Raw genomic sequence first — 22,182 nt, forward strand, 5'->3', positions numbered from 1 at the left:
CTTTGTTTGCAAAATAAATAGGCTTATCAATGAAGCTCAGAATGCAAAAAATAGTGTTAGTAGGTTTATTCGGTTTGTCCCTTGGTGGATGTGTGACCGAGCGAACCTACAGTGGAACAGATATTCCCGTCGCTGAACGTGATATCGATAAAGTGGCAGCAGCGCGCGAACGGATGCAATTAGGACTCACCTATTTACGTCGTGGAAATAGCGAGCAAGCAAAATATAATTTAGATAGAGCCGTTGAATTTGCACCGAAAATGAGTGAAGTGCATGTTGCAATGGCATATTACTATCAAACCGTTGGCGATTTAGCACGCACTGAAAGTGCTTATAATGATGCTATCGAAGCGAGTGATGCATCGGGTGATGCAAAAAATAACTTTGGGGTATTCTTATGCCAGCAAAAAAAATACGCCCGGGCAGAGACAATGTTTCTAGAGGCGATTGAAACGCCTAAATATACTCGAACAGCATCAAGCTATGAAAACTTAGGTGTTTGCAGCCGAAGTGATGGTAAGCTAACCAAAGCGCGTGAATATTTTATGATGGCATTAAAGTATGATCCGCGCCGTGGAAACACATTAATCGGATTAACAGAGTTGGACATGGAAGCATCCGACTATGCAAGTGCTCGCGACACTTTGGCTCGATATCACCAAGTTGCGAATGAAACTGCGGAAAGTTTAGCGTTAGGGATTAAAATAGAGCAAGGGCTTGGCGATATCAACGCCATGAAGCGTTTTGGCATCTTATTGATAGCTAAATTCCCTGCATCTCCTCAAGCACAAGAATATAGAGCTAACTTGCATTAAATGACAATAGAAAAATTAGACGAGACCACAGAAGCAGTTGAAACCGTGAATGACATTGCCACCGTCGGGGCAATTCTTAAAACTGCACGTGAAAACAAAGGCATTACCATTGAGGCTGCTGCATTACAATTGCATTTACGCCCGCGCATTTTGATGGATATTGAAGCCGATAATTTTGATAATATTGCCTCCAATACCTATGCTCGTGGTTATATCAAAAATTATGCCCGCTTTATCGAAGCCGATATTGAGGCTATCAAATCATGCTTGAATCAACAGATACCTGAGCATGTTCCTCCCACGATGCAAAGCTTTTCGCGAAAAACATCCCGAGAAGCAAGAGATAGCCGTTTAAATCTAGTGACTTATGCTATCGCGTTTATTTTACTTGCGATGTTGGTTTTATGGTGGGTACAAAAGTCAGATTTAATTACCCAATCAAACTTTGCTTTACCCACGGTAGAGGAAATGCAAGCCGAGACAGTAACGCTTGATGATAATTATGCTAACTTATTGGCGCCAATAGAAAGACCAAACAGTGCAGACGTTGAGTTTGTTGACCCAGCTTTGAGTGATGCTAATACCGCAACTCAACCATCAATTGGTTCACAACAAGCAATCGTCCCTGTTGATGTTGTTAATACCGAAGAAGTAGCAACCAACAGCAACCAGGTGAGCGCAAGTGGTTTAACTAACAATAGTTCAGCGGTTTCTAATGACGCTGTATCCCCAGCGACACCGCAAATCGTTGCATCAAGCCAATCTGAAATCAACAATAGTGATGCAGCAGCCAATGGTTTATCCGTAGTTGCAATGTCGTTATCTGCTGATTGTTGGATTAATTTGGTTGATGTAAATGGTAAAGTCTTAGTCGATGGCGTCAAGACAGCAGGTCATGAAGTGAATGTGTCTGGTAAAGCTCCGTTTAAATTGATTCTAGGCGCACCCCAAGCTGTGTCGTTAACACTTAATGGTAATAAGGTTGATTTATCGGAATATGATAATGGCCGTGTGGCTCGTATCACATTAACCCAACCTAATTAAAAATATAGACTTTTAGGTTTATTATCGAATTCATTGGTATGGTTTTAATCGCCACTTTAATAAATTTTAGTAGAGCAACATTGCATGTATAACGAATCTCCAATTATCCGCCGACCTTCGACACGCATTTATGTTGGAAACGTTCCGATTGGTGACGGGGCGCCGATTGCCGTGCAGTCGATGACCAACACCAAAACGGATGATGTTGCCGCTACGGTCGCTCAAATTCGTGCACTTGAAAAAGTTGGTGCCGATATTGTCCGCGTATCTGTTCCTACAATGGATGCTGCTGAAGCGTTTAAATTAATTAAACAACAAGTGAATGTGCCTTTAGTCGCAGATATACATTTTGATTATCGTATTGCATTAAAAGTGGCTGAGTACGGCGCAGACTGCTTACGAATTAATCCTGGAAATATCGGCAATGAAGAACGTATTCGCAGTGTTGTTGAATGTGCTAGAGATAAAAATATCCCCATACGAATAGGGGTGAATGGTGGTTCATTAGAAAAAGATTTAATGGACAAGTACCGTGAGCCAACTCCAGAGGCGTTGCTTGAGTCAGCAATGCGTCATGTGGATATATTAGATAGATTGAATTTTGACCAGTTTAAAGTCAGTGTCAAAGCTTCTGATGTTTTCTTGGCGGTAGAGTCTTATCGTCTGCTGGCAAAACAAATTAGACAACCATTGCATTTAGGCATTACAGAAGCGGGCGGTATGCGTTCTGGTTCAGTAAAGTCTGCTGTGGGACTCGGTATGTTATTGGCTGAAGGTATTGGTGATACGTTACGTATTTCGTTGGCGGCGGATCCTGTTGAAGAAATTAAAGTCGGTTTTGATATTTTAAAATCGCTACGCATACGTAGTCGCGGGATTAATTTTATTGCTTGTCCATCATGCTCGCGTCAAGAGTTTGATGTTATTTCAACAGTAAATGAGTTAGAACGTCGTCTTGAGGATGTCACTACAGCAATGGATGTTTCCATTATTGGCTGTGTTGTTAATGGTCCAGGTGAAGCATTAGTTTCCCATATTGGCCTGACGGGTGGTCACCGGAAAAGTGGTTACTACGATGATGGTGAACGTCAAAAAGAACGTTTTGATAATGACAATATCGTGGATTCTCTAGAGGCAAAAATTCGCGCTAAAGCCAGTATGATGGCAAACCGCATTGAGATCAGCGATACAACTGAATAATTTTGTGCCTGTGCCATCTATCAGGTATTACCTGGTCTAAAAGCATGGGCGATGTGTTTATTGGTTAACCAAGGTTGTTGGTTTAGCCTAGCAATTTAACGGACGAGTTATCTGTGGCAAAACAAATCCAAGCTATTCGCGGCATGAATGATCTTCTGCCAACTCAAAGCCCAGTATGGCAAAAGGTAGAGTCGATTATTCGCTCATCTGTCAGTGCTTTTGGTTATAGCGAAATTCGTACTCCTATTGTGGAGAGTACCGATCTTTTTAAACGTTCAATTGGTGAAGTCACCGATATCGTTGAAAAAGAAATGTATACCTTTGAAGACCGTAATGGCGACAGTTTAACACTGCGACCAGAAGGAACCGCTTCGACTGTTCGAGCGGGGAATGAACATGGTTTGCTATACAATCAAGAGCAGCGTTTATGGTACATGGGGCCTATGTTCCGTCATGAGCGTCCTCAAAAAGGTCGCTACCGTCAATTCCACCAATTTGGTGTGGAAATTTATGGTATTGGCAGTGCAGATATTGATGCTGAAGTATTAATGCTATCAGCACGTCTATGGCAACAACTCGGCATTGAAGAACATGTTTCTTTAGAGTTGAACACCTTAGGCGATCCTGCTGAACGTGCAGCTTATCGTGAGGCTTTAATTGCATTTTTAGAGCAACACAAAGATAAGTTAGATGAAGACAGTAAGCGTCGCATGTATAGTAATCCTTTGCGTGTTTTGGACTCGAAAGATCAAAATGTACAGACATTATTAACTGATGCTCCAGCATTGAATGACTATTTAGGCGAAGAGTCGAAAACACATTTTTCAACCTTGTGTGAACTCTTAGACGCGGTTGGCATCCAATACACCATTAATCCTCGTTTAGTTCGTGGATTAGACTATTACAATCGCACTGTTTTTGAGTGGGTGACAAGTAGCCTTGGATCCCAAGGAACAGTACTTGCTGGTGGTCGTTATGATGGTCTAGTTGGTCAACTTGGTGGTAAAGATACCCCAGCAGTTGGCTTTGCTATGGGACTAGAGCGTATTGTACTGCTACTTGAAACCTTAGAGCTTAATAATGATATCGCCTCAGAAGTGGACGTTTACGTTACTGCTATGGGTGATAACTGTGTGGTTGAAGCAATTAAAGTTGCACAAGAGTTGCGTCAACAACTGCCAACGCTTAAAGTCATGAGTCATTGTGGTGGTGGAAACTTTAAAAAGCAGATGAAGCGTGCCGACAAAAGCGGTGCACAGTTTGCTTTAATTATTGGTGAAAACGAAATTGCTAATGATCAAGTTGCCATCAAGCCACTAAGAAATAACAACGAACAACAATTAGTTACCCGCAGTGAGCTGGTAGCTAAACTTGCAGAACTGATTTAGAAAGGGGAAGTGCGCGTGGAAATTTATAGCACAGAAGAACAACAAGTAGATGCTATCAAGCAGTTCTGGAAAGATTACGGATCATCAATTGCCATTGGTGCTGTAGTAGGTTTAGGTGGTTTATTTGGTTGGAATACTTATTCTGACATGAAAGTGAAGTCTGCTGAACAAGCTTCTGAGTCTTTTGAACAGTTAGCAAATAATGCAACTAACCCAGCGGTATTTATTGAAGGCGCGGGTAATTTTGTTAAAGAGCATGATCAAAAAGGCTATCAGGCATTGCTTGAGTTGATGACGGCTAAAGCCGCTGTTGATGCAGGTGATTTAACTAAAGCTGAAGATGCCTATAAGCGTATTATTGTTGCTAAGCCTGGCGCGAGTATCGATATGGTAGCCACTATTCGTTTAGCGCGTTTACAAGCTGAGCAAGGTAACGTGGGGACTGCACTGCAAACATTAGAATCAGTAACTGATACGGCATTTGTTTCGCAACGCGAAGAATTAAAAGGCGACTTTTTAGTTCGCCAAGGTGATCTTGTTTCTGCGAAGCAAGCCTACCAAACAGCAATTGATAATGGCGGTGCATTAACTAATCCAGCATTAACGATAAAGTTAGATAACCTAAACAAGGCATAAGGAATTAGCCAATGAAGTTATGGTATAAAAATCTACTTGCGGCTGGTTTAGGTATGGCCCTTATTTCTGGTTGTTCTTCAAGTGATGTCGAAGAAGAGCCAGTGAGTGAATTAGTTGAAATTCAAGCTTCGGTATTTCCTGAGGTCAGCTGGAGCAAAAGCATAGGTAATGGCGTAGGTGATTATTATTCACAATTACGTCCTACTGTGCGCTACGGTAAAATTTTTGTTGCCGATCGTGACGGTGAAGTTCGAGCTTATGATCAGCAAACGCTTGAGCTTCTATGGAGCAAAGACTTTAATGAAGAGTTTAGCGAACAACTGAACATCAAAACCAAAGGTATTCGCCTAGCGGCAGGTGTCACAGCGGCTCGTAATAAAGTGTTTGTAGGTGGCGAAACCGGTTTGTTGGCTGCCTTAGATGAAGCAACAGGTGATGTACTTTGGTCAGCACAAGGCAATGGCGAATTATTATCTGCACCATCGGTTGCTGAAGATGTGGTTACGGTTAATTCCAGTAAAGGTTTGTTTGAAGCTTTCGATATTGATGACGGTAAAAAGTTATGGACCTATGAAATGCAACTACCCAACTTGACCCTTCGCGGTACAGGTTCTGCAGCTTATGAAGCGGGTGGTTTCTTTTTAGGTACGGCTGACGGTAAAGTTGCTGTGGTTGTGAAAAACAACGGTCAAGTCGCATGGGAACAATCCATCTATACTCCTACAGGGGGAAATGAGTTTACCCGTATGGCCGATGTAGACATGACCCCATTAATACTGGGCGATAATCTATTTGTGGCAAGTTACAATGGTAACTTAGTATCAATGGAACTTCGCAGTGGCAGAATCGTCTGGTCGCGTAAATACTCTAGCTTTAATGAGTTAGCCGCAGCGGGATTAAGTTTATATTTAGTTGATGACCGCAGCCGTATTTATTCGGTTGATCGCCGTAATGGCTTAGAGCTATGGTCAAATAGCACGCTTAAAAATCGTGATTTAACTTCTCCTGCTACTATCGGTGACTATTTGGTTGTCGGTGATTTTGAAGGTTATTTACATGTGTTAAACCGCGACGATGGCGTTGTTGTTGGACGTGTTGAAGTTGATAGTGATGGCTTATATGGCCAACCTTTAGTGGTAGATGATAAAATTTACCTTCAAGGTCGAAGCGGTAAGCTTGCTATTGTTACCCTAAATGGTGATGGTAGCGTAGCAACAAACGAAGAAGTCGCCGCTGACGAATAACAGCAAAGCAATTTCTAACAAATAGGGTATAATGTACCTTATTAGAGCCCCTGGAAGCTTTCCGGGGGCTTTTTATTGAGACGTATTTTAGAGGCAAAATCATGATCCCTGTAGTGGCCCTTGTTGGGCGACCCAATGTCGGAAAATCGACATTATTTAATCGTCTAACACGTACCCGTGATGCATTAGTCGCTGACTTTCCTGGATTGACCCGTGACCGTAAATATGGCCGCGCTTATCTGGCTGGCTATGAATTTATTGTGGTTGATACTGGCGGTATTGATGGCACTGAAGAAGGGATCGAAACCAAGATGGCTGAGCAGTCTTTGGCTGCGATTGAAGAAGCAGATGTGGTGCTATTTTTAACTGATGCCCGAGCTGGTTTGACTGCCGCTGATTTGGCGATAGCACAGCATCTGCGTAGTCGTGATAAAGTCACCTTTGTTGTTGCTAACAAAGTCGATGGTATTGATGCTGATTCTGCATGTGCTGAATTTTGGTCACTGGGTTTGGGCGAAGTCTATCAAATGGCAGCGGCTCAAGGTCGTGGCGTAACCAACATGATCGATTACGCTTTAACGCCTTACGCAGAAGCCATGGGGATTGTGCGTGACGAAGAAGAACAGGGCGATGTAGTCGAGCGCGAATATACCGAAGAAGAAGCTGAAGCTGAACAAGCTCGCTTACAAAGCTTGCCAATTAAATTAGCGATTATTGGAAAACCCAATGTGGGTAAATCAACCCTGACTAATCGTATTTTAGGTGAAGAAAGGGTTGTGGTTTATGACGAGCCTGGAACAACACGCGACAGCATTTATATTCCAATGGAACGAGAAGGTCGTGAGTATATTCTGATTGATACCGCTGGGGTTCGTCGTCGCAGCAAAGTGCATGAAGTGATTGAAAAGTTTTCGGTGATCAAAACCCTTAAAGCGGTTGAAGATTCGAACGTGGTTTTGTTGATTATTGATGCCCGAGAAGGTATTGCTGAACAAGATTTAGGTTTATTGGGCTTTGCATTGAATGCTGGCCGTGCATTAGTGATTGCTGTTAACAAGTGGGACGGTATAGACCAAAATATCAAAGACCGCGTTAAGAGTGAGTTAGATCGCCGTCTAGGTTTTATCGATTTTGCTCGAATTCATTTTATTTCGGCACTACACGGTACAGGTGTTGGTCATTTGTATGAATCAATCGAAGAAGCTTACGACAGTGCTACGCGTCGTGTTAGTACCTCAATGCTGACTCGAATTATGCAAATGTCTCAAGACGATCATCAGCCTCCATTGGTAAACGGTCGTCGCGTTAAGCTTAAGTATGCTCATGCCGGTGGTTATAATCCGCCAATCGTGGTTGTACATGGTAACCAGGTAACCAAGCTACCTGATTCATACAAACGTTATATGATGAACTACTTCCGTCGTTCATTAAATGTAGTAGGCACGCCTATTCAATTACGTTTCCATGAAGGTGCTAACCCGTTTGAAGGCCGCGGCGAGAAGTTAACCCTCAGCCAAGAGCGTCGCCGCAAACGTGCAACAAGCCATATACGTGACCGTAAGAAATAAACTTTGCTTAATTAGCTATGTGCTCTAAGTAATAAGCAAAAATGCCAGTAAATGAGGTTTACTGGCATTTTTTATGCGTGATTACAAACTTTACCTGCCCAACAATATTTTACTCCTCCGATAACCACACTCAATTCTTGTGCTGTTAGCCAATAACTGATTTGTATCAGTCATTTTGTTTTTGATATTGAGTCATAGCCCAACAAGTTTAAGTATGTTCCTAGCAAGCATTAATAATGAATTGAACCTTAAAATTACCAAGGTGAACGAAATTTAATTCAAACCTATATTGTGTAAATCTAACCTTAGATTGATAATCATAATTAGTTTTTACGTTGTTATTCTTTTATATGTATTTGAAAATCAGTGTGTTAGGTTTTCATTAGCTAAGGATATTGTTGTGAAAAAATTAACTCTACATGCCGTTGAAGCTATTGATGAATTGGCTTGGCCCGCAAACTATCAAGAATTTACACTTCGTTCACCTGCGTTACATGTTTTTACTGATTTCAAAAATATTATGCCGCTGGTTATTGAATCGAATACCAAAGCCACTGACGTTGAATTTTTAATGAAGAAAGCACATGTTCGTCTAAAGCTAGTTATAGATAAGCATGAAAAGTTTCTTGGCTTGATTAGCTTTGATTCATTAAACCATCAAGAGATTGTCAAAAAACAGGCTGATGGACATCATCGAGATAACCTGTTAATCAGTGACTTTATGATCCCTAAATCGCAATTAAAAGCGATTGATTATGCTGATATTGTACATGCCAAAATAGGCGATATCATTGAGACATTAAAAGCTGCCGGCCAGCAGCACTGTTTGGTCGTTGATCGTGAGCATCACACTATACGCGGGGTGTTATCGGCAAACGATATCGCAAAACGCTTAAAATTAGATATCGATGTCAGCACACCCACAAGTTTTGCAAGTATATTTGAAGTTATCTCGAAAGTGACGCATTCAATAGTTGCTTAATATGTGTATTTAAAAAAGTGACTTAATCTGCTGAATAAAAAAGCCTCGCAATCCGTCAATGGGTTGCGAGGCTTTTACGTTAGCTATTTAGCATTTCTAATTATTGAAAGCTTAATGTCCAAGTATCGATATAGCCTGTATCACGTCGTGCGTTATCAACAGCTTTTAGTAACCAAGTACCGCTAGACTCAACACCTGTAAAGTTTGCACTATAGGTTTGGTTGATATTGTCTGTACCACCACCAGAGTTGTTGTGTAATGTTACTTTTTGGCCTGTTGGGCTAATAAGTTCAACTTTTAAATCACCAATGTAAGTGTGGATAACACCTAGGTTAACTGACACTGTGCCTGAATCGCCAGTACGAGTCACATTGATTGGGCTTGTGATCCCAGTGGTGTTGTTATCAGGGATGTTGAAGTTAGTTGTATTAGTGTAACTTGCTGGACCGCCAGTATTACCACCACCAGTACTGCCTGCAGTGAAGTTAGCAACCAGATTAACACCACTAAATGCGCTATAACCCTGAAGCATTACGTAGTAAGTACCAGATTGGATATTAGTAATAGCACATGATTCGCTGTTACCGCCTTTCCATGGACGACAATCATAGCTTGATGTAGATGGAGCTGCGCCATATTGAACATATAGATCAGCATCGCCAGTACCGCCACTCATAGTGAAGCTTAAGTCTTTCGCTCCCGCTGGTACGTCTAGTGAGAAATGAAGCTCATCGCTTTTTGCACCTGCAAGACCCGTTTTAGCCACCCCATTTACCAGCACTAAATCGCCAGTTCCAGTGCCGGTACCAGGATCAGTTGGACCATTACATGATGCATCTAAATAAGCTTTGGCAGCTGTTGCGTTAATCATGCCAAAACCTGTCTTGTTATCGCGCCCTGCGACATTCAAATCATCTGCGGTAGCATTTAATGCTGCGCGAATTTGATTTGCGGTACATTGTGGGTGGTAACTCCACACCAAGGTTGCAACGCCAGATACATGCGGTGTAGCCATCGAAGTGCCATTGTAATAGGCGTAATCTTTATTGCCTTGATTGGCAACCGTAGTGCTAGCACCTAGTTGATTGCGTAAAGCTAAACCAGTGGCTCTATCAACAGAGACTGATGGAATGGTTATATCGCTATTAGCATCGACTAAAAATGGATTTTGTAAACCTGGTAATGCGGTATTACTGTAAACAATTGCCGCTACTGCGCCAGCTGTTTTACAGGCTTTAACTGCATTGATTTCAGGATAGCCAGAACCTTGGTTTCCAACACGTTCAACTAAACATACCTTGTTGCTCATGTTGCCACAGTTAAAGCTGGTACCACTGACGGTACACTCAGCTAATACTGCAGTTGTTTGCCCATTGATAGGGTTAGCTGCATAACTAGTGCCAGAAGGTGTTAAACGATTGTGTGGCACAACACCATTGTTAAAATACGATTGGCCATTAATTGTGATATCTGCAAGGCGTCCTTCACCAACTGTGACAGTTGATAAAATTGCTTCACCAGGACCTGAGATCTCAACTTGATCAGTATATTGTGAGAATGCTGCATGATCACGATTACTATCAACCGCAGCAACAGACATTACCGCATCATAGGATGCTGGGTAGCTGTATGTGCTATCGCCAGCATTACCCGCAGCAGCAATTAATAAGATGCCATTATTTTGATGTGCGGTCATTGCGTTGCGTTCTGTTGTGCTTGAACCGCTACCACCTAGGCTCATGGTCACTACGTTAGCGCCGTTACTCACACAGGTGTCAATGGCAGAAACGAGTGATGATGAATATCCCCAACCAGCTTCATTAAATACTTTAACTACATGAATGTTGGCATTTTGGTTTGGCATTACACCAACTACACCTTCATTATTGGCAATGGCAGCAATTGTGCCAGCTACATGGGTACCATGGGCATTATTATTGCCTGGTTGATACCAGTTACCTGTACCTGAGTTATTCGTGCCTGTGACATTATTGCCACTTAAATCGTTGTGACTGCGGTCGTAACCTGAGTCAATAATACAAATAGTTCGGTTACCTGTTTGACTATCACTTAAAGAGGTGGCGCCAACATAAGTTTGTCCCCATGGCGTTGTTTCTGCCATGAGTTTTCTTGGTAAATCTTCTTCAACATATTCAACATCAGCACGTAAGCGAAGTGATTTTAATGATTGTTGATCTAGCTTTACCGAGTAACTGTTACCACGAGCAATACGTTTCATTTCTTTCGCTTGAACACCGTTTAAAGCTCTAAAATGCGAAAAAATTTCATGCGAACGTGGCTGATAATCCATTGTTGAATCAGATTGAGTCGCTTGTTGATTATCGAACTGTTGTAAATTAGATTGTGCAGCAGCATTTCTAAATTTAACAATATAGCGTTTTGGTAAAGGCGAAGCCGAATTTAGGCTTGCAGCAGAAATACCGTTTTGTGCAGTTAAATTTAACGCTTGTGGAGCAGCATATAAACTTGATGATACAGCTAAAGCAATACCCGAGAGGCTTAATAAAACTAAAGGTCGTTTATTTTGCATGTTTATCTTCCATGTTATTGATATTATTTTTAGGTGTCAGACTCACTGAAAACTCAAGGGTGAAACACGTCTAACTTCACGAAATGTAACATCGTAGTTACATTTGTAAATAAGGTGTTACCGCAGGCTGTTTGGTATAATATTTGTTCGCGGATGGTTTTTTTGAATTTATATTCACATTGATTGTCTGTGTATAAGGGGGCTTTTATGATGATATGTTTATATTTGTCATTGGTTTATTAGTTTTTTTGGTTTTCTGTGTTAATTAAAATTCACTGGTTTTGACTTTTTATGCAAATCCATTGTGATGGGTATAAGCCTTTAGTCGCATATTCATAAAAGGAATAACATATAATTAAATTTACAATTAGACGGGCGGTTAGCCAAGATGCCCAAGGTGCTTTTAATATTCGCAATCAAGCGATATTAGCGCAATGTATTGAATTTTATGGTATTGATGCCATGTCTAAGTGGACTGATGGCGAGATGCCAGCGTCCTTTATAGATAAGTTGGCAAAAGACGGTTATGTGTCTGAAGTTAATATTTACCTGAACGGTAAAAAGTATCGGCAGATAATCGCCACAGGAATGATTGATTTAAGTAATGGATTTATCGATGCTATTTTTGTTAATCCGCAACACATGGGATTAGGTATGGGGAAAGAGATGTTAGCTTATCTTGAGCGACTTGCTGTAGAGGCTGGTTTATCTTTGCTTACACTAGAGTCTACCTTAAATGCGGCTGAGTTTTACCGCAAATGTGGCTTTATTGGAGATGAAATAAGTGTCTACCAATCGCCAAGAGGGTTTAATTTAGATTGTATTATCATGTCCAAAAAGCTGGTATAAAAATGCCTTTGTTAATATTGAACAAAGGCACTTTACTGAGTAGATAACGCAGAATGATTAAGGTTTTGATCCTGCAAGGGCATCATAGCCGCCGGCATTCACTGAATGTGTAAAACCAGCTTGTGTTAAGGCCTCGTCGGCAATACCACTTCTACGTCCACTGCGACAATATAACACTACACTCGCATCATTTTTTAGACCGATCTTTTCAACGCCAGCTACAATTTGCTCGAACGGAATATTAATTGCCCCTGCAATATGACCGGCGGCAAATTCTTCAGCGGTGCGAACATCAATAATAGTGGTGCCAGCCTCTATTATCTCCAAGGCTTGCTGTGTGGAAACATCTTTGGCAACACTCACCTGATTAAACAACATCAAGCTTGCCGCTAGAATACTGAGCAAGCTAAGTTGTTTAATGGTACGTTTTAAAGATTTCATAAACCGTTATATTCCTTATCATTATTTTTTTAACCAAAACTTAAGGCTTATTTAGCTTTGGCTATTTCAGCCTCTGACTTTAAGCCTAGTTTTTTCATCACCATTGCAGCGGGACAAAAACCAGTAAAGGCGCTTTGAAATAGATTAGCACCAACAAACACAGTCAGCCAGATAAAATGATGGCTAACTGTTGCCGTTAGAACTAAAGATAACAACACCATAAAACCAGCAAAAGCCATAATTGTACGTTCAATAGACATAGTGGAGCTCCTTAATAAGAGATTAAATTATTTGTCGGTTCTTCATCACTGAGAAATACAGTACAGGGATGACAAGTAGGGTTAAAATGGTTGAGATAAAAATACCGAAAATTAAGCTGATTGCTAAGCCATTAAAAATCGGGTCATCGATAATAAATAGTGCACCAATCATTGCAGCTAACGCTGTCAACATAATAGGTTTAGCGCGCACTGCGGCCGATTTAATTACTGCTTTTTCTAATGGCATACCGCTAGCCAAAAGCTGATTAATAAAGTCTACGAGTAGTATTGAGTTACGGACGATGATCCCTGCTAAGGCAATCATGCCGATCATTGAGGTCGCGGTAAATTGTGCACCTAAAATAGCATGCCCAGGCATGACACCAATAACAGTTAACGGTATGGGTGCCATGATGACTAACGGCACAAGATAAGACTTAAACTGACCAACCACTAATAGATAGATGGCTATCATTCCAATCGCATAAGCAATACCCATATCTCGAAAGGTTTCATAGGTGATTTTCCATTCACCGTCCCAAAGTATGGCAACTTCAGATATTCCATCAGGTTGCTCAACGTAATGCTGTGCAATGGGAAATTGCTTATTGATATTGGCATCATTTAGTTGGCTGGCAATATCGAACATACCATATAAGGGACTATCGGTAGGACCTGCCATATCAGCCACAACCATGATCATTGGGATCATATTTTTATGGACTATGGACGCATTGATATGACCTTGTTTTATGCTTGTTACTGCAGCTAGGCTGATTTGTTCACCAAGATTATTGGTCAATTTAAGATTAAGAATTTGAGCTAAATTGACCTTTTCACCTTCATTAACCTGTAAACGTATTGGCGTAGGTTGTTTGTTTGAGTCAAGATGTAAATAGCTGATATCTTTACCACCCACAGCAGTGGAAATAGTATTGATGATTTGGCCATAGGATAAGCCTAATAAGCTTGCTTTGGAGCGATCAATACTGACTTGCCATTGCTGTTGAGATTGAGGTAAAAAGATATCTACATCTACAACATGTTCAGTTTGGTTAAAGCGCGTTTCAAGGTCTAACGCAGCTTGTTCTCTTAGTGCTGTTGTCGGACCATATACTTCCGCCACTATGGGCGACCAAACCGGTGGTCCAGGCGGTACTTCAACAACTTTTACCTTTGCGTTATAGGGCTTAGCGATATCATTGAGTGGGCCACGAACGGCTAACGCAATGGCGTGACTATCGCGATGACGATGAGATTTATCAACAAGATTGACCTGAATGTCGCCCAGTTCCTGACTGCTACGTAAAAAATAATGGCGGACTAAACCGTTAAAGTTCATTGGTGAATGCGTTCCTGCATACCATTGTTGATGATCAATTTCTTCAACAGTAGCAAGGTATTGGCTCATTTCCTGTAACACTCTTTGTGTTTGCTCTACTGGGGTTCCTTCAGGTAAGTCAACCATCACCTGAAATTCAGATTTGTTATCAAATGGGAGCATTTTCAGTACCACCGCCTGCATTGCTGGTAAAGCAACCGCGATTAAAATCAGCCCTACAATGCCGACAGCTAAACCTTTGCGTGCTTTTCCTGCCTTATTTCCAATGAGAAATGGCGTCATTAAGTGATTGAAAAAAATACTCAACTTGTCATTTGAGTTATCGTCATTAATGGAATGAGATCCAGTGTTAGCGTTTTTACTTACATGACGATGCAATAGTTTATTTGACAGCCAAGGGGTCATCATAAAGGCAATCACTAACGATAAAAGCATTCCCATGCTGGCATTAATTGGGATTGGGCTCATATAAGGTCCCATTAGCCCTGATACAAATGCCATTGGTAAGAGGGCCGCTATCACAGTAAATGTTGCCAAAATGGTGGGGCCGCCAACTTCATCAACGGCAATAGGAATAATCTCCAGTAAAGGTTTATTGCTTAATGCCATATGACGATGGATGTTCTCAACTACCACAATGGCATCATCGACTAAAATTCCGATGGAAAAGATAAGCGCAAATAATGAAATACGATTTAGACTAAATCCCCATGCCCAAGAAGCAAACAGAGTCATGGCCAAGGTGATAATGATGGCAATACCCACTACGGCAGATTCACGTAATCCCATGGTGAAAAACACCAATAAAACCACAGCGGAGGTAGCAAATATTAATTTAAATATTAACGTGTTGGCTTTATCTCCCGCAGTTTGTCCATAATTACGTGAGACCGCAACTTTAACACTATCTGGGATCAATACGTTTTGGACTTCATTTATGCGGTTCAAAATTTTGTCGGCGATAACAACCGCATTTTGTCCAGCTTGTTTGCCAATAGCGATTGTCACTGCTGGATAATCACCATTTTGATCAACATGGCGTACATGCTGATTGGGAATATCACTTTTAAGGGTAATTTCTGCAACATCAGCCAGGTAAACCGCTTTGGCTAAAGGGATAATATTATGCTGTGGTTGCGATTGAGCAGGAATGACCTTAATCAATAATGATTTTACATCATCAATTGAATTGATAAATTGTCCTGCACGCACTTTAATTTGTTGGTTGTTCTGTACCCATGAATTCAGCATAGAGACTTGGTTATTATCCTGTAAACGCTGCTCTATTTGATCAACCGTAACGCCAAACGCATTCATTTTAGCGCTGTCTAATCTTATATTTAGCACCATGTCATGACGACCTTGGGTGTAAATTTCTCTGGTTCCAGGAATACGCTTTAATTCAGTTTCTAAATTGGCAGCAACATGGGTTAATTCTTCTGCGCCAGTCTCGTTTGACTTAGAATATAAGGTTAGGCTGACAATAGGGACATCGTCGATGCCCCTTGGTTTTATTAATGGCTCACCAATGCCTGCCGCTTGATTGAATTTGTCGCGGTTAGAGAACAGTTGATTGTAAATATTGACTACGGCTTCATCGCGGGGAACACCGACCTCAAAAATGGTGATGATCAATGCGCCATCAGGCTGAGAAAATGAATATAAAGTGTCAACCCCTTTGATTTCAGAAATAATTTGTTCGGCAGGAAGCGTCACTAAGTTTTGTACTTCACTTGGCGTTGCTCCTGGAAAAGGAATAAATACATCAGCAAACGTAACATCTATTTGTGGATCTTCTTCTTTTGGCGTAATGATTACCGCAAAAATACCCAATAATAGACCAACAAGCGCAAGAAGAGGGGTGATAGCGCTAGCCTGAAAGGTTTTTGCAATTCTGCCAGATAAACCTAATTCTGGAGAGTGTGAGTTATTCATCTTACTGCTCTCCTATTATTTTGAGTTGCCAGTTTGAGTCTGATTAAGGAGCAACACATAATTGGCTGCATCATTGACTATATTGTCGCCATCCATAACCCCTGATAACACCTCGACTTGAGTTATTGCACCTGAAGTAATGTGTTTACCTAAACGCACTTGAGTTTGCAGGTACTTGTCACCTTGCTTACGATAAACCGCTGTCAGCTCGCCGACTTGAAAAATAGCCGATTTAGGCAGATAAATTGCATCAACCTTAGCCAAAGGAAGTGCGGCTTTAAGCCACTGACCGGCTTGTAATGTTTGTTGCTGATTATCCAGTTGCACACGCACTTCAATACTTTGATCGGCTTGGGTGCTGAAATTGAATTTATTAATGGCATCACTTTGGTACGTAGAGACATCATCGGACAAAGTAATACTGGTAAGGCTGGCCAACTGTTGACGATATTGTTGCGGTACATAAAATACGGCGCGTAATTTATCAGTGTCATAGCCTGATAATAAGGCTTGTCCATAACTGATGGTTTCACCTTGCTCAACCCATTTCCCCGTAACCCTGCCGGTAAATGGCGCACTCACAATAGTGTAATTGACATTTTCTTTTGCGCTGATGAGTTTTGCTTTAGCTGCGCTGACAGCCTGTTTACTTGATTTTGCGTAAGAGGTTGCCTCGTCCATAGCACCTTTAGATATCGCCCCTTGGGGGAATAAGGCTTTATAGCGTTCAAATTGGGCTTGAGCTTCGATGTTTTGAGCTTGTGCTTTAGCCAGTTCGGCTTCCGCGCCCGCAAGCCCCGCGCCTTGTTCCTTGCTGGTGATCTCTAGCAAAGGGGCACCTTCTGGCACCATATCATTTACATCATAATGAATGGCTAATACCCGGCCTGAAGTTTGAGCTGCAACTGTTGCCGACTTTATCGGCTCAACTTTGGCGTCAAGCTGCAAGTACAGTGTTTGAGAACTGCTTTTCGCGGTTATCAACTCAAGGGGAATATTGGCTGCTACCGAAAAACCGGATACTAAATAGGTGGTTAATAGAATGATTTTGGGGCTCAATGAGGCCAGAACAAATTGACGAGTCGGATACATATAATACACCTGTATAAAGTTCATAAGAAAATTCTAATGGATGTGGGTGTAAACTGCAATCAATTCATTAGAAAAATATAATGTATTTGAGCTTTTAACGTGAATATAAAGTAAGAAAAGGCGATTTAAGAGTATAAGTTTTATCCACAAAAGTGAAATTTTCTTTTGATCACAATAGGTTTATTTAGACGGACACAAAAAAGCCATGCTATGAAAAGCATGGCTTGATTAAGGGATCATTACACTATTGAAACAATCTATTAGAATGTGTAGTTATATTGCAGCGAGTAGTACATTGCGTTTGAATGGGTATAAGCTGAAATATCATTAGTGTAAATTGGCAGTGCTGATTTCTCTAGCACGTGCACTTCTTCACCTCTTACAGCGGTTACACCAAAATCAATGGTTGATTTAGGCGACAGAATGTAACTAAAGCCAGCGGAATACCACATACGGTCTGAGTCTGGGATAGATAATGATGATATTTCATCAACTACACCCTGATCGCTTGCCACACCAGCACGAACAATCCATGACTCATTAACGTTATAGGTTGCGCCAAGACTGGTAAACCACGAATTACTCCAGTGATATTCTTTCAATGTTGCTTGCGGTGATACGCTACCATCTTTGAGTTTTAACTTGTCAAAGCTGCTCCACTCAGTCCATTGGATGGTGTAGTGAACAGCAAACTTATCCGTTAATTGATGGAAACCGGCAAATTGAGCGATATCAGCGATTGGCACTGCCAGTTCTTGATAGTCTTGACCAAGATAAGCAATATCACCTTTAGCTGTGATGTCAGGACTTGCGCGGTAGCTTAAACCGAAACGATGATTTTCATTCACTTCATAGGCAAAACCAACAATCGCGCCTACAGCCCAACCATCTGCTTCAACATCGACTAAGTTGCCGAACGTTTTTGAATGACGACTTAATGAGCCTGAACCATAAATGGCATCGATACCGACACCGAAGCTAAATTCATCATTTACACGATATGACATGCTGGCATTCAAGTTAACCGTGGTCACTTCGGTATTACCCAGTAAATCAACCGGAGCTAATGGGCTTCTCTCAGCGATTTCAGTTAGATCGGTACCTGTACCATAATTGCTAAAAGCACCGAAACCGAAGGCTATTTTATCATTGACCGGGTTGATATAAAAAAAGCTTGGAATAATTTTATCATCAGCTGCGCTGTCTAAACCGCCAAAGTCTTGCTTGCCAAAAATGGTGTTAGCACTCACATCATCAATTGATACATCAATCGCGGCATATGTCATATTTGCGGATAAAGTTTTTTCATCAAACAATGCCATAGCTGCTGGGTTACGAGCTAATACTGATGCATTGTCAGCGATGATTGCATCACCCGCCATTGCGCGGCCAAGGCCTGTTGCTGATTGGCTATTAAGTTGAAAACCCGCAGCGGATGCTTGAGTGCTTGCCAAGGTGACAGCGATAGCGAGAAGAGTCTTGTTAAATTGGATCATATTTTTGCCTATTATGTGCTGTTATTTTGTAATGCCGAAAATAGCGTGGCATTGTTCCAGCTTTAAATTTGCAGGCATCTTAGGTAAGCCGAGCGAATGCAACAACTCCGACCACCTGTTAGTTGTTGTTAACATTGGGTTAATTCAAAAGGCTGTTTTTTTACATTATGATGAGTTAAACAAGTTTTTTTATAAAAATGCTTATTTACTATGAGGTTAAGGCGGTTTTTGAGTTGACGCGTTGTTAATGTGATGTTGTATTCAAACGGTGGGCTTTTGAATTTTAAAATGTAAAAAAGCGTACACTTGTACGCTTTTTGCTGTTGAAGTAGATTTTTTACGCTACTTTGGTTGTTGAACGGTTAACTTATTGAGTGATTATTTTTGGCTCAATAGGTTTTGTTCAAACGCATTAAATTGCATTTTAACTTCTGTTCTTGGGGGGGATATCTTACTGAAAACTACACCAACGATTGTGGCAAACAAGAAGCCTGGTACTATTTCATATAGATCAAATAGACCGCCGTTTAATTGTTTCCATACCACAACCGTGACAGCCCCAATAACAATCGTAGCGATTGCGCCATTGCGACTATATCCACGCCAAAAAAGAGATAAAATAACCACAGGGCCGAATGCAGCACCAAATCCAGCCCATGCATAACTGACTAAACCAAGTACGCTACTTTGCGGATTAAGCGCAATCACACCAGCAATGAGTGCAATGGCAATCACGCCGATCCGACCCACAAGCATTAACTCCTTGCTACTTGCTTTAGGACGTAACCATTTACGATAGAAGTCTTCGGTAATCACGCTGGAACACACTAATAGTTGTGAATCAATGGTACTCATAATGGCTGATAAAATAGCGGCAATCAGTAAACCACCTACCCAAGGGTTAAACGCAGCATGGGCTAGGTGAATAAATACTGTTTCAGGATTATCAAGTGGCGCCTTAGCAAAATATAAGGTGCCAGCAATACCTGTGGCTAATGCACCAATTAATGCTAATACCATCCAACTCATAGCAATACGACGTGATAAGCGTAAGTCTTTTGCGCTACCTATGGCCATAAAGCGCGACAAAATGTGCGGTTGACCAAAATAACCTAATCCCCATGCAAGCAGAGATACCAAACCTATTACAGTGGTGTTCTCGCCGATAAATGTCAGCATGGCAGGATCTAGGGTATTGATGTTCGCCTGTGTTTCTGCGTCATAAAAAATGGCAATCGGTACAATAATTAAGGCGATTAACATTAAACAGCCTTGAAAAAAGTCTGTCCAGCTTACGGCAAAAAAGCCGCCAACGAAGGTATAAGACACAATAATCACCGAGCCAATGACCAAGGCTAAGGTGTAATCAAGGCCGAAAACTTTTTCAAACAGAATCGCGCCACCCACCATGCCTGATGAAGCATAGAAGGTAAAAAAGACCAAAATAGTCACGGCAGAAACTAATTTTAATAAGCCATGATTATCATTAAATCTATGCTCAAAAAAGTCAGGTAGTGTCAGCGAGTTATCAGCCATTTCAGTATAAATACGTAAACGCTTGGCAACAAAAAGCCAATTAAGCCAGGCGCCAAAAAGGAGTCCGAAGCCAATCCAAGCTTCACCTAACCCGCCTAAGTAGACAGCGCCTGGAAGACCGAGTAATAACCATCCAGACATGTCGGATGCGCCAACACTGAGCGCGGTAACCGCAGGGCCCATTTTACGTCCGCCGAGAATATAATCATCAACAGAGTCGGTCTTTTTATATGCCCAAAAACCTATGCCCATCATTACGGCCAGATAGCCAATAAAAGTGATTAAAATTGGTGCTTGAATTTCCATGAATATCCCGTCTAATTATAATTCTGGGACAATGCTAGCAGAAGTTTGAGGTGGTTCACACTTTAGCAGGGGAGCTTGGTTAAAAAAAACTCAGCCACACTGTAAAGTATGGCTGGTTATTAACAGTTGTTAACTCGGTAGGGAAGGTCTAAATAAAAGTTTGCTCAATTTCGCGTTTAACGTAATTAAGATCAGAGTTTTGTTCACCGACAAGTAACATATAAGCATCTGCAGATTGAAAACCCTTGCCCTTATATTTTGCATCTGCAAAAGCGGTTTCTAATTTTAAACGCTCTTCGGCTGGCACAATAAACAGCGTCACTTTCTGGCCATTTTCATCTTGCATCACCAGGTGAAGCGACTTCACTCCCTGAAAATCACAGAAGGCGGTATAAAATACCCGACCAGGTTGTTGAATAAATTTAGATTGTTGTAACCCTGACATACTGGCAAGCTTAAAGTTTACATCATTGAAACCAATATCTTGCTCAATTTGAAGGGCTTTTGTTTCATGGTAAACGTGCGCCAATGCATGCTCAGATAAATCAATTGGGGTAAAACGCAACATGCTGAAGCTGACACCTACGATAAAAGCGATAGAAGCAGCCATTGCCATTAAATAGCGTGTACGTTTTTGTGTTTGTTGGTGCTGACTCAATTGCTGGCGTAACAGTAACTTTTCCGCCAAATCGTTTGGCACCGAAATATTAAGCGCTTGAGTTAATTGGTTATCAAGTGCCTTTAAATCTTTCACCAATTTTGCATCATCAGGATGGCTTGCTATGTGCTGCAAAAAGTCATCTGACTGATTATGGGGATCGCCATAGGCTTGGCGACGAAATTGTAGATCATCCATTTGATTGACCTCTTACTTCTGGTATGTCTAATGCGTCTTTAAGCTGGTTTCTGGCGCGAAATAATCTTGTCATTACCGTGTTTCTATTTAAGTCCAACATGTCTGCAATTTCATCGCCGCTGAATCCACCAATAAGTTGGAGCAATAAAGGTTCACGGTACTCAAGATCAAGCTTACCAATTTGCCTGCGTAACCAATAATGCTCGGTTTCATCTTCAGTGCTACTTGAGAACACATCTTCAAGTTGTTCTTGCTCAACATCACTGTAATCAAATTGCTTGCGCTCAAATCGGCGTGCATTTTCTCTACGCAAAATAGTGATTAACCATGCTTTAGCCGCTTTGTCATCATTTAAAGAATCCAATGCCCGCCATGCCCGTAAAAAGGTTTCTTGAGTGATATCTTCAGCCACATGTTTATCACCGCATAACCAAAAGGCATAGCGGAAAATGTCGGTATGAAGTGCCCTGACAAGGCTATCGTAACGTCGTTGTTTATTTACCATGTCAGATAAGACCGTGGTGTCAGTCTTTTTCTTTCGCAGAATTTCAAACATTTTAAAAATTTCTTAGAATTGTTAGCAACAGCTTACTTGTTCAAGAGAATACCGCAACACAAAAGTGTGCAGTTCTCCAGACGCT

18 protein-coding genes are annotated in these 22,182 nt (G+C 41.3%); 9 read left to right on the forward strand and 9 right to left on the reverse strand.

The genetic code is table 11. The features are described from left to right. Positions 1–29 precede the first annotated feature (29 nt). The 8 genes from pilW (at position 30) to IEY03_RS07345 (ending at position 8,877) form a co-directional block, all read left to right on the forward strand. A complete protein-coding gene (gene pilW, locus IEY03_RS07310) occupies positions 30–815 on the forward strand; it encodes a type IV pilus biogenesis/stability protein PilW (protein WP_188840688.1) in 786 nt (261 codons plus the stop codon). Continuing rightward, positions 816–1,859, forward strand: a complete 1,044-nt coding sequence (locus tag IEY03_RS07315; protein WP_188840689.1) for a RodZ domain-containing protein — start codon at positions 816–818, stop codon at positions 1,857–1,859. An 84-nt stretch (positions 1,860–1,943) separates the two neighbouring features. Next, the gene (gene ispG / locus IEY03_RS07320; protein ID WP_188840690.1) at positions 1,944–3,059 is read left to right on the forward strand and encodes a flavodoxin-dependent (E)-4-hydroxy-3-methylbut-2-enyl-diphosphate synthase; all 1,116 of its coding nucleotides are present in this window, start codon (positions 1,944–1,946) and stop codon (positions 3,057–3,059) included. Between the two features lie 113 nt (positions 3,060–3,172). Continuing rightward, positions 3,173–4,447, forward strand: coding sequence for a histidine--tRNA ligase (hisS, locus tag IEY03_RS07325; protein ID WP_188840691.1), 1,275 nt, complete (start codon positions 3,173–3,175; stop codon positions 4,445–4,447). Between the two features lie 15 nt (positions 4,448–4,462). Further along, the gene (locus IEY03_RS07330) at positions 4,463–5,083 is read left to right on the forward strand and encodes a tetratricopeptide repeat protein (RefSeq protein ID WP_188840692.1); all 621 of its coding nucleotides are present in this window, start codon (positions 4,463–4,465) and stop codon (positions 5,081–5,083) included. Positions 5,084–5,094: 11 nt separating this feature from the next. Continuing rightward, positions 5,095–6,327: an outer membrane protein assembly factor BamB gene (gene bamB, locus IEY03_RS07335; RefSeq protein WP_188840693.1), complete on the forward strand. Its 1,233-nt coding sequence runs from the start codon at positions 5,095–5,097 to the stop codon at positions 6,325–6,327. A 101-nt stretch (positions 6,328–6,428) separates the two neighbouring features. Next, entirely contained in the window at positions 6,429–7,895 is a 1,467-nt protein-coding gene (gene der / locus IEY03_RS07340) for a ribosome biogenesis GTPase Der (RefSeq protein ID WP_188840694.1), read from the forward strand. A 400-nt stretch (positions 7,896–8,295) separates the two neighbouring features. Beyond that, positions 8,296–8,877, forward strand: coding sequence for a CBS domain-containing protein (locus IEY03_RS07345; RefSeq protein ID WP_229778223.1), 582 nt, complete (start codon positions 8,296–8,298; stop codon positions 8,875–8,877). A 100-nt stretch (positions 8,878–8,977) separates the two neighbouring features. On the opposite strand, the gene IEY03_RS07350 is transcribed toward IEY03_RS07345, so the two are convergent. Further along, positions 8,978–11,428, reverse strand: a complete 2,451-nt coding sequence (locus IEY03_RS07350; protein WP_188840695.1) for a S8 family serine peptidase — start codon at positions 11,426–11,428, stop codon at positions 8,978–8,980. Between the two features lie 462 nt (positions 11,429–11,890). Between IEY03_RS07350 and IEY03_RS07355 the strand changes: the two genes are divergently transcribed. Beyond that, complete coding sequence (locus IEY03_RS07355; protein ID WP_229778224.1) at positions 11,891–12,277, forward strand: GNAT family N-acetyltransferase; 387 nt, start codon at positions 11,891–11,893, stop codon at positions 12,275–12,277. A gap of 57 nt (positions 12,278–12,334) precedes the next feature. Here the strand turns inward: IEY03_RS07355 and IEY03_RS07360 are convergent, their stop codons facing one another. From IEY03_RS07360 to IEY03_RS07395, 8 genes are all read right to left on the reverse strand, one after another. After that, positions 12,335–12,718, reverse strand: coding sequence for a rhodanese-like domain-containing protein (locus tag IEY03_RS07360; protein ID WP_188840696.1), 384 nt, complete (start codon positions 12,716–12,718; stop codon positions 12,335–12,337). Between the two features lie 47 nt (positions 12,719–12,765). Next, positions 12,766–12,978 (reverse strand): YgaP family membrane protein, encoded by a 213-nt coding sequence (locus IEY03_RS07365; RefSeq protein ID WP_188840697.1) that lies wholly within the window; start codon positions 12,976–12,978, stop codon positions 12,766–12,768. A 22-nt stretch (positions 12,979–13,000) separates the two neighbouring features. Continuing rightward, positions 13,001–16,255 carry an efflux RND transporter permease subunit gene (locus IEY03_RS07370; protein ID WP_188840698.1) on the reverse strand — a complete coding sequence of 1,085 codons (3,255 nt, stop codon included), beginning with the start codon at positions 16,253–16,255 and terminating at the stop codon, positions 13,001–13,003. Positions 16,256–16,270: 15 nt separating this feature from the next. After that, a complete protein-coding gene (locus tag IEY03_RS07375) occupies positions 16,271–17,347 on the reverse strand; it encodes an efflux RND transporter periplasmic adaptor subunit (RefSeq protein ID WP_188840699.1) in 1,077 nt (358 codons plus the stop codon). Positions 17,348–17,607: 260 nt separating this feature from the next. Beyond that, positions 17,608–18,843 carry an OmpP1/FadL family transporter gene (locus tag IEY03_RS07380; RefSeq protein WP_188840700.1) on the reverse strand — a complete coding sequence of 412 codons (1,236 nt, stop codon included), beginning with the start codon at positions 18,841–18,843 and terminating at the stop codon, positions 17,608–17,610. Between the two features lie 378 nt (positions 18,844–19,221). Continuing rightward, positions 19,222–20,685, reverse strand: coding sequence for a sodium/proline symporter PutP (putP, locus tag IEY03_RS07385; protein ID WP_188840701.1), 1,464 nt, complete (start codon positions 20,683–20,685; stop codon positions 19,222–19,224). Positions 20,686–20,833: 148 nt separating this feature from the next. Continuing rightward, entirely contained in the window at positions 20,834–21,541 is a 708-nt protein-coding gene (locus tag IEY03_RS07390; RefSeq protein ID WP_188840702.1) for a DUF3379 domain-containing protein, read from the reverse strand. Beyond that, the gene (locus tag IEY03_RS07395) at positions 21,534–22,097 is read right to left on the reverse strand and encodes a sigma-70 family RNA polymerase sigma factor (RefSeq protein ID WP_188840703.1); all 564 of its coding nucleotides are present in this window, start codon (positions 22,095–22,097) and stop codon (positions 21,534–21,536) included. Before IEY03_RS07395 ends, IEY03_RS07390 begins: the two co-directional genes overlap by 8 nt. Positions 22,098–22,182 lie beyond the last annotated feature (85 nt).

This window comes from Shewanella aestuarii, from assembly GCF_014647215.1.
Taxonomy (GTDB): Bacteria; Pseudomonadota; Gammaproteobacteria; order Enterobacterales; family Shewanellaceae; genus Shewanella; species Shewanella aestuarii.

Excerpts from the sequence above, each read along its gene's own strand:
- pilW (WP_188840688.1), top strand. The coding sequence starts at position 30 with ATGAAGCTCAGAATGCAAAAAATAGTGTTAGTAGGTTTATTCGGTTTG.
- IEY03_RS07315 (WP_188840689.1), top strand. The coding sequence starts at position 816 with ATGACAATAGAAAAATTAGACGAGACCACAGAAGCAGTTGAAACCGTG.
- ispG (WP_188840690.1), top strand. The coding sequence starts at position 1,944 with ATGTATAACGAATCTCCAATTATCCGCCGACCTTCGACACGCATTTAT.
- bamB (WP_188840693.1), top strand. The coding sequence starts at position 5,095 with ATGAAGTTATGGTATAAAAATCTACTTGCGGCTGGTTTAGGTATGGCC.
- der (WP_188840694.1), top strand. The coding sequence starts at position 6,429 with ATGATCCCTGTAGTGGCCCTTGTTGGGCGACCCAATGTCGGAAAATCG.
- IEY03_RS07350 (WP_188840695.1), bottom strand. The coding sequence starts at position 11,428 with ATGCAAAATAAACGACCTTTAGTTTTATTAAGCCTCTCGGGTATTGCT.
- IEY03_RS07355 (WP_229778224.1), top strand. The coding sequence starts at position 11,891 with ATGTCTAAGTGGACTGATGGCGAGATGCCAGCGTCCTTTATAGATAAG.
- IEY03_RS07360 (WP_188840696.1), bottom strand. The coding sequence starts at position 12,718 with ATGAAATCTTTAAAACGTACCATTAAACAACTTAGCTTGCTCAGTATT.
- IEY03_RS07365 (WP_188840697.1), bottom strand. The coding sequence starts at position 12,978 with ATGTCTATTGAACGTACAATTATGGCTTTTGCTGGTTTTATGGTGTTG.
- IEY03_RS07370 (WP_188840698.1), bottom strand. The coding sequence starts at position 16,255 with ATGAATAACTCACACTCTCCAGAATTAGGTTTATCTGGCAGAATTGCA.
- IEY03_RS07375 (WP_188840699.1), bottom strand. The coding sequence starts at position 17,347 with ATGTATCCGACTCGTCAATTTGTTCTGGCCTCATTGAGCCCCAAAATC.
- IEY03_RS07380 (WP_188840700.1), bottom strand. The coding sequence starts at position 18,843 with ATGATCCAATTTAACAAGACTCTTCTCGCTATCGCTGTCACCTTGGCA.
- putP (WP_188840701.1), bottom strand. The coding sequence starts at position 20,685 with ATGGAAATTCAAGCACCAATTTTAATCACTTTTATTGGCTATCTGGCC.
- IEY03_RS07390 (WP_188840702.1), bottom strand. The coding sequence starts at position 21,541 with ATGGATGATCTACAATTTCGTCGCCAAGCCTATGGCGATCCCCATAAT.
- IEY03_RS07395 (WP_188840703.1), bottom strand. The coding sequence starts at position 22,097 with ATGTTTGAAATTCTGCGAAAGAAAAAGACTGACACCACGGTCTTATCT.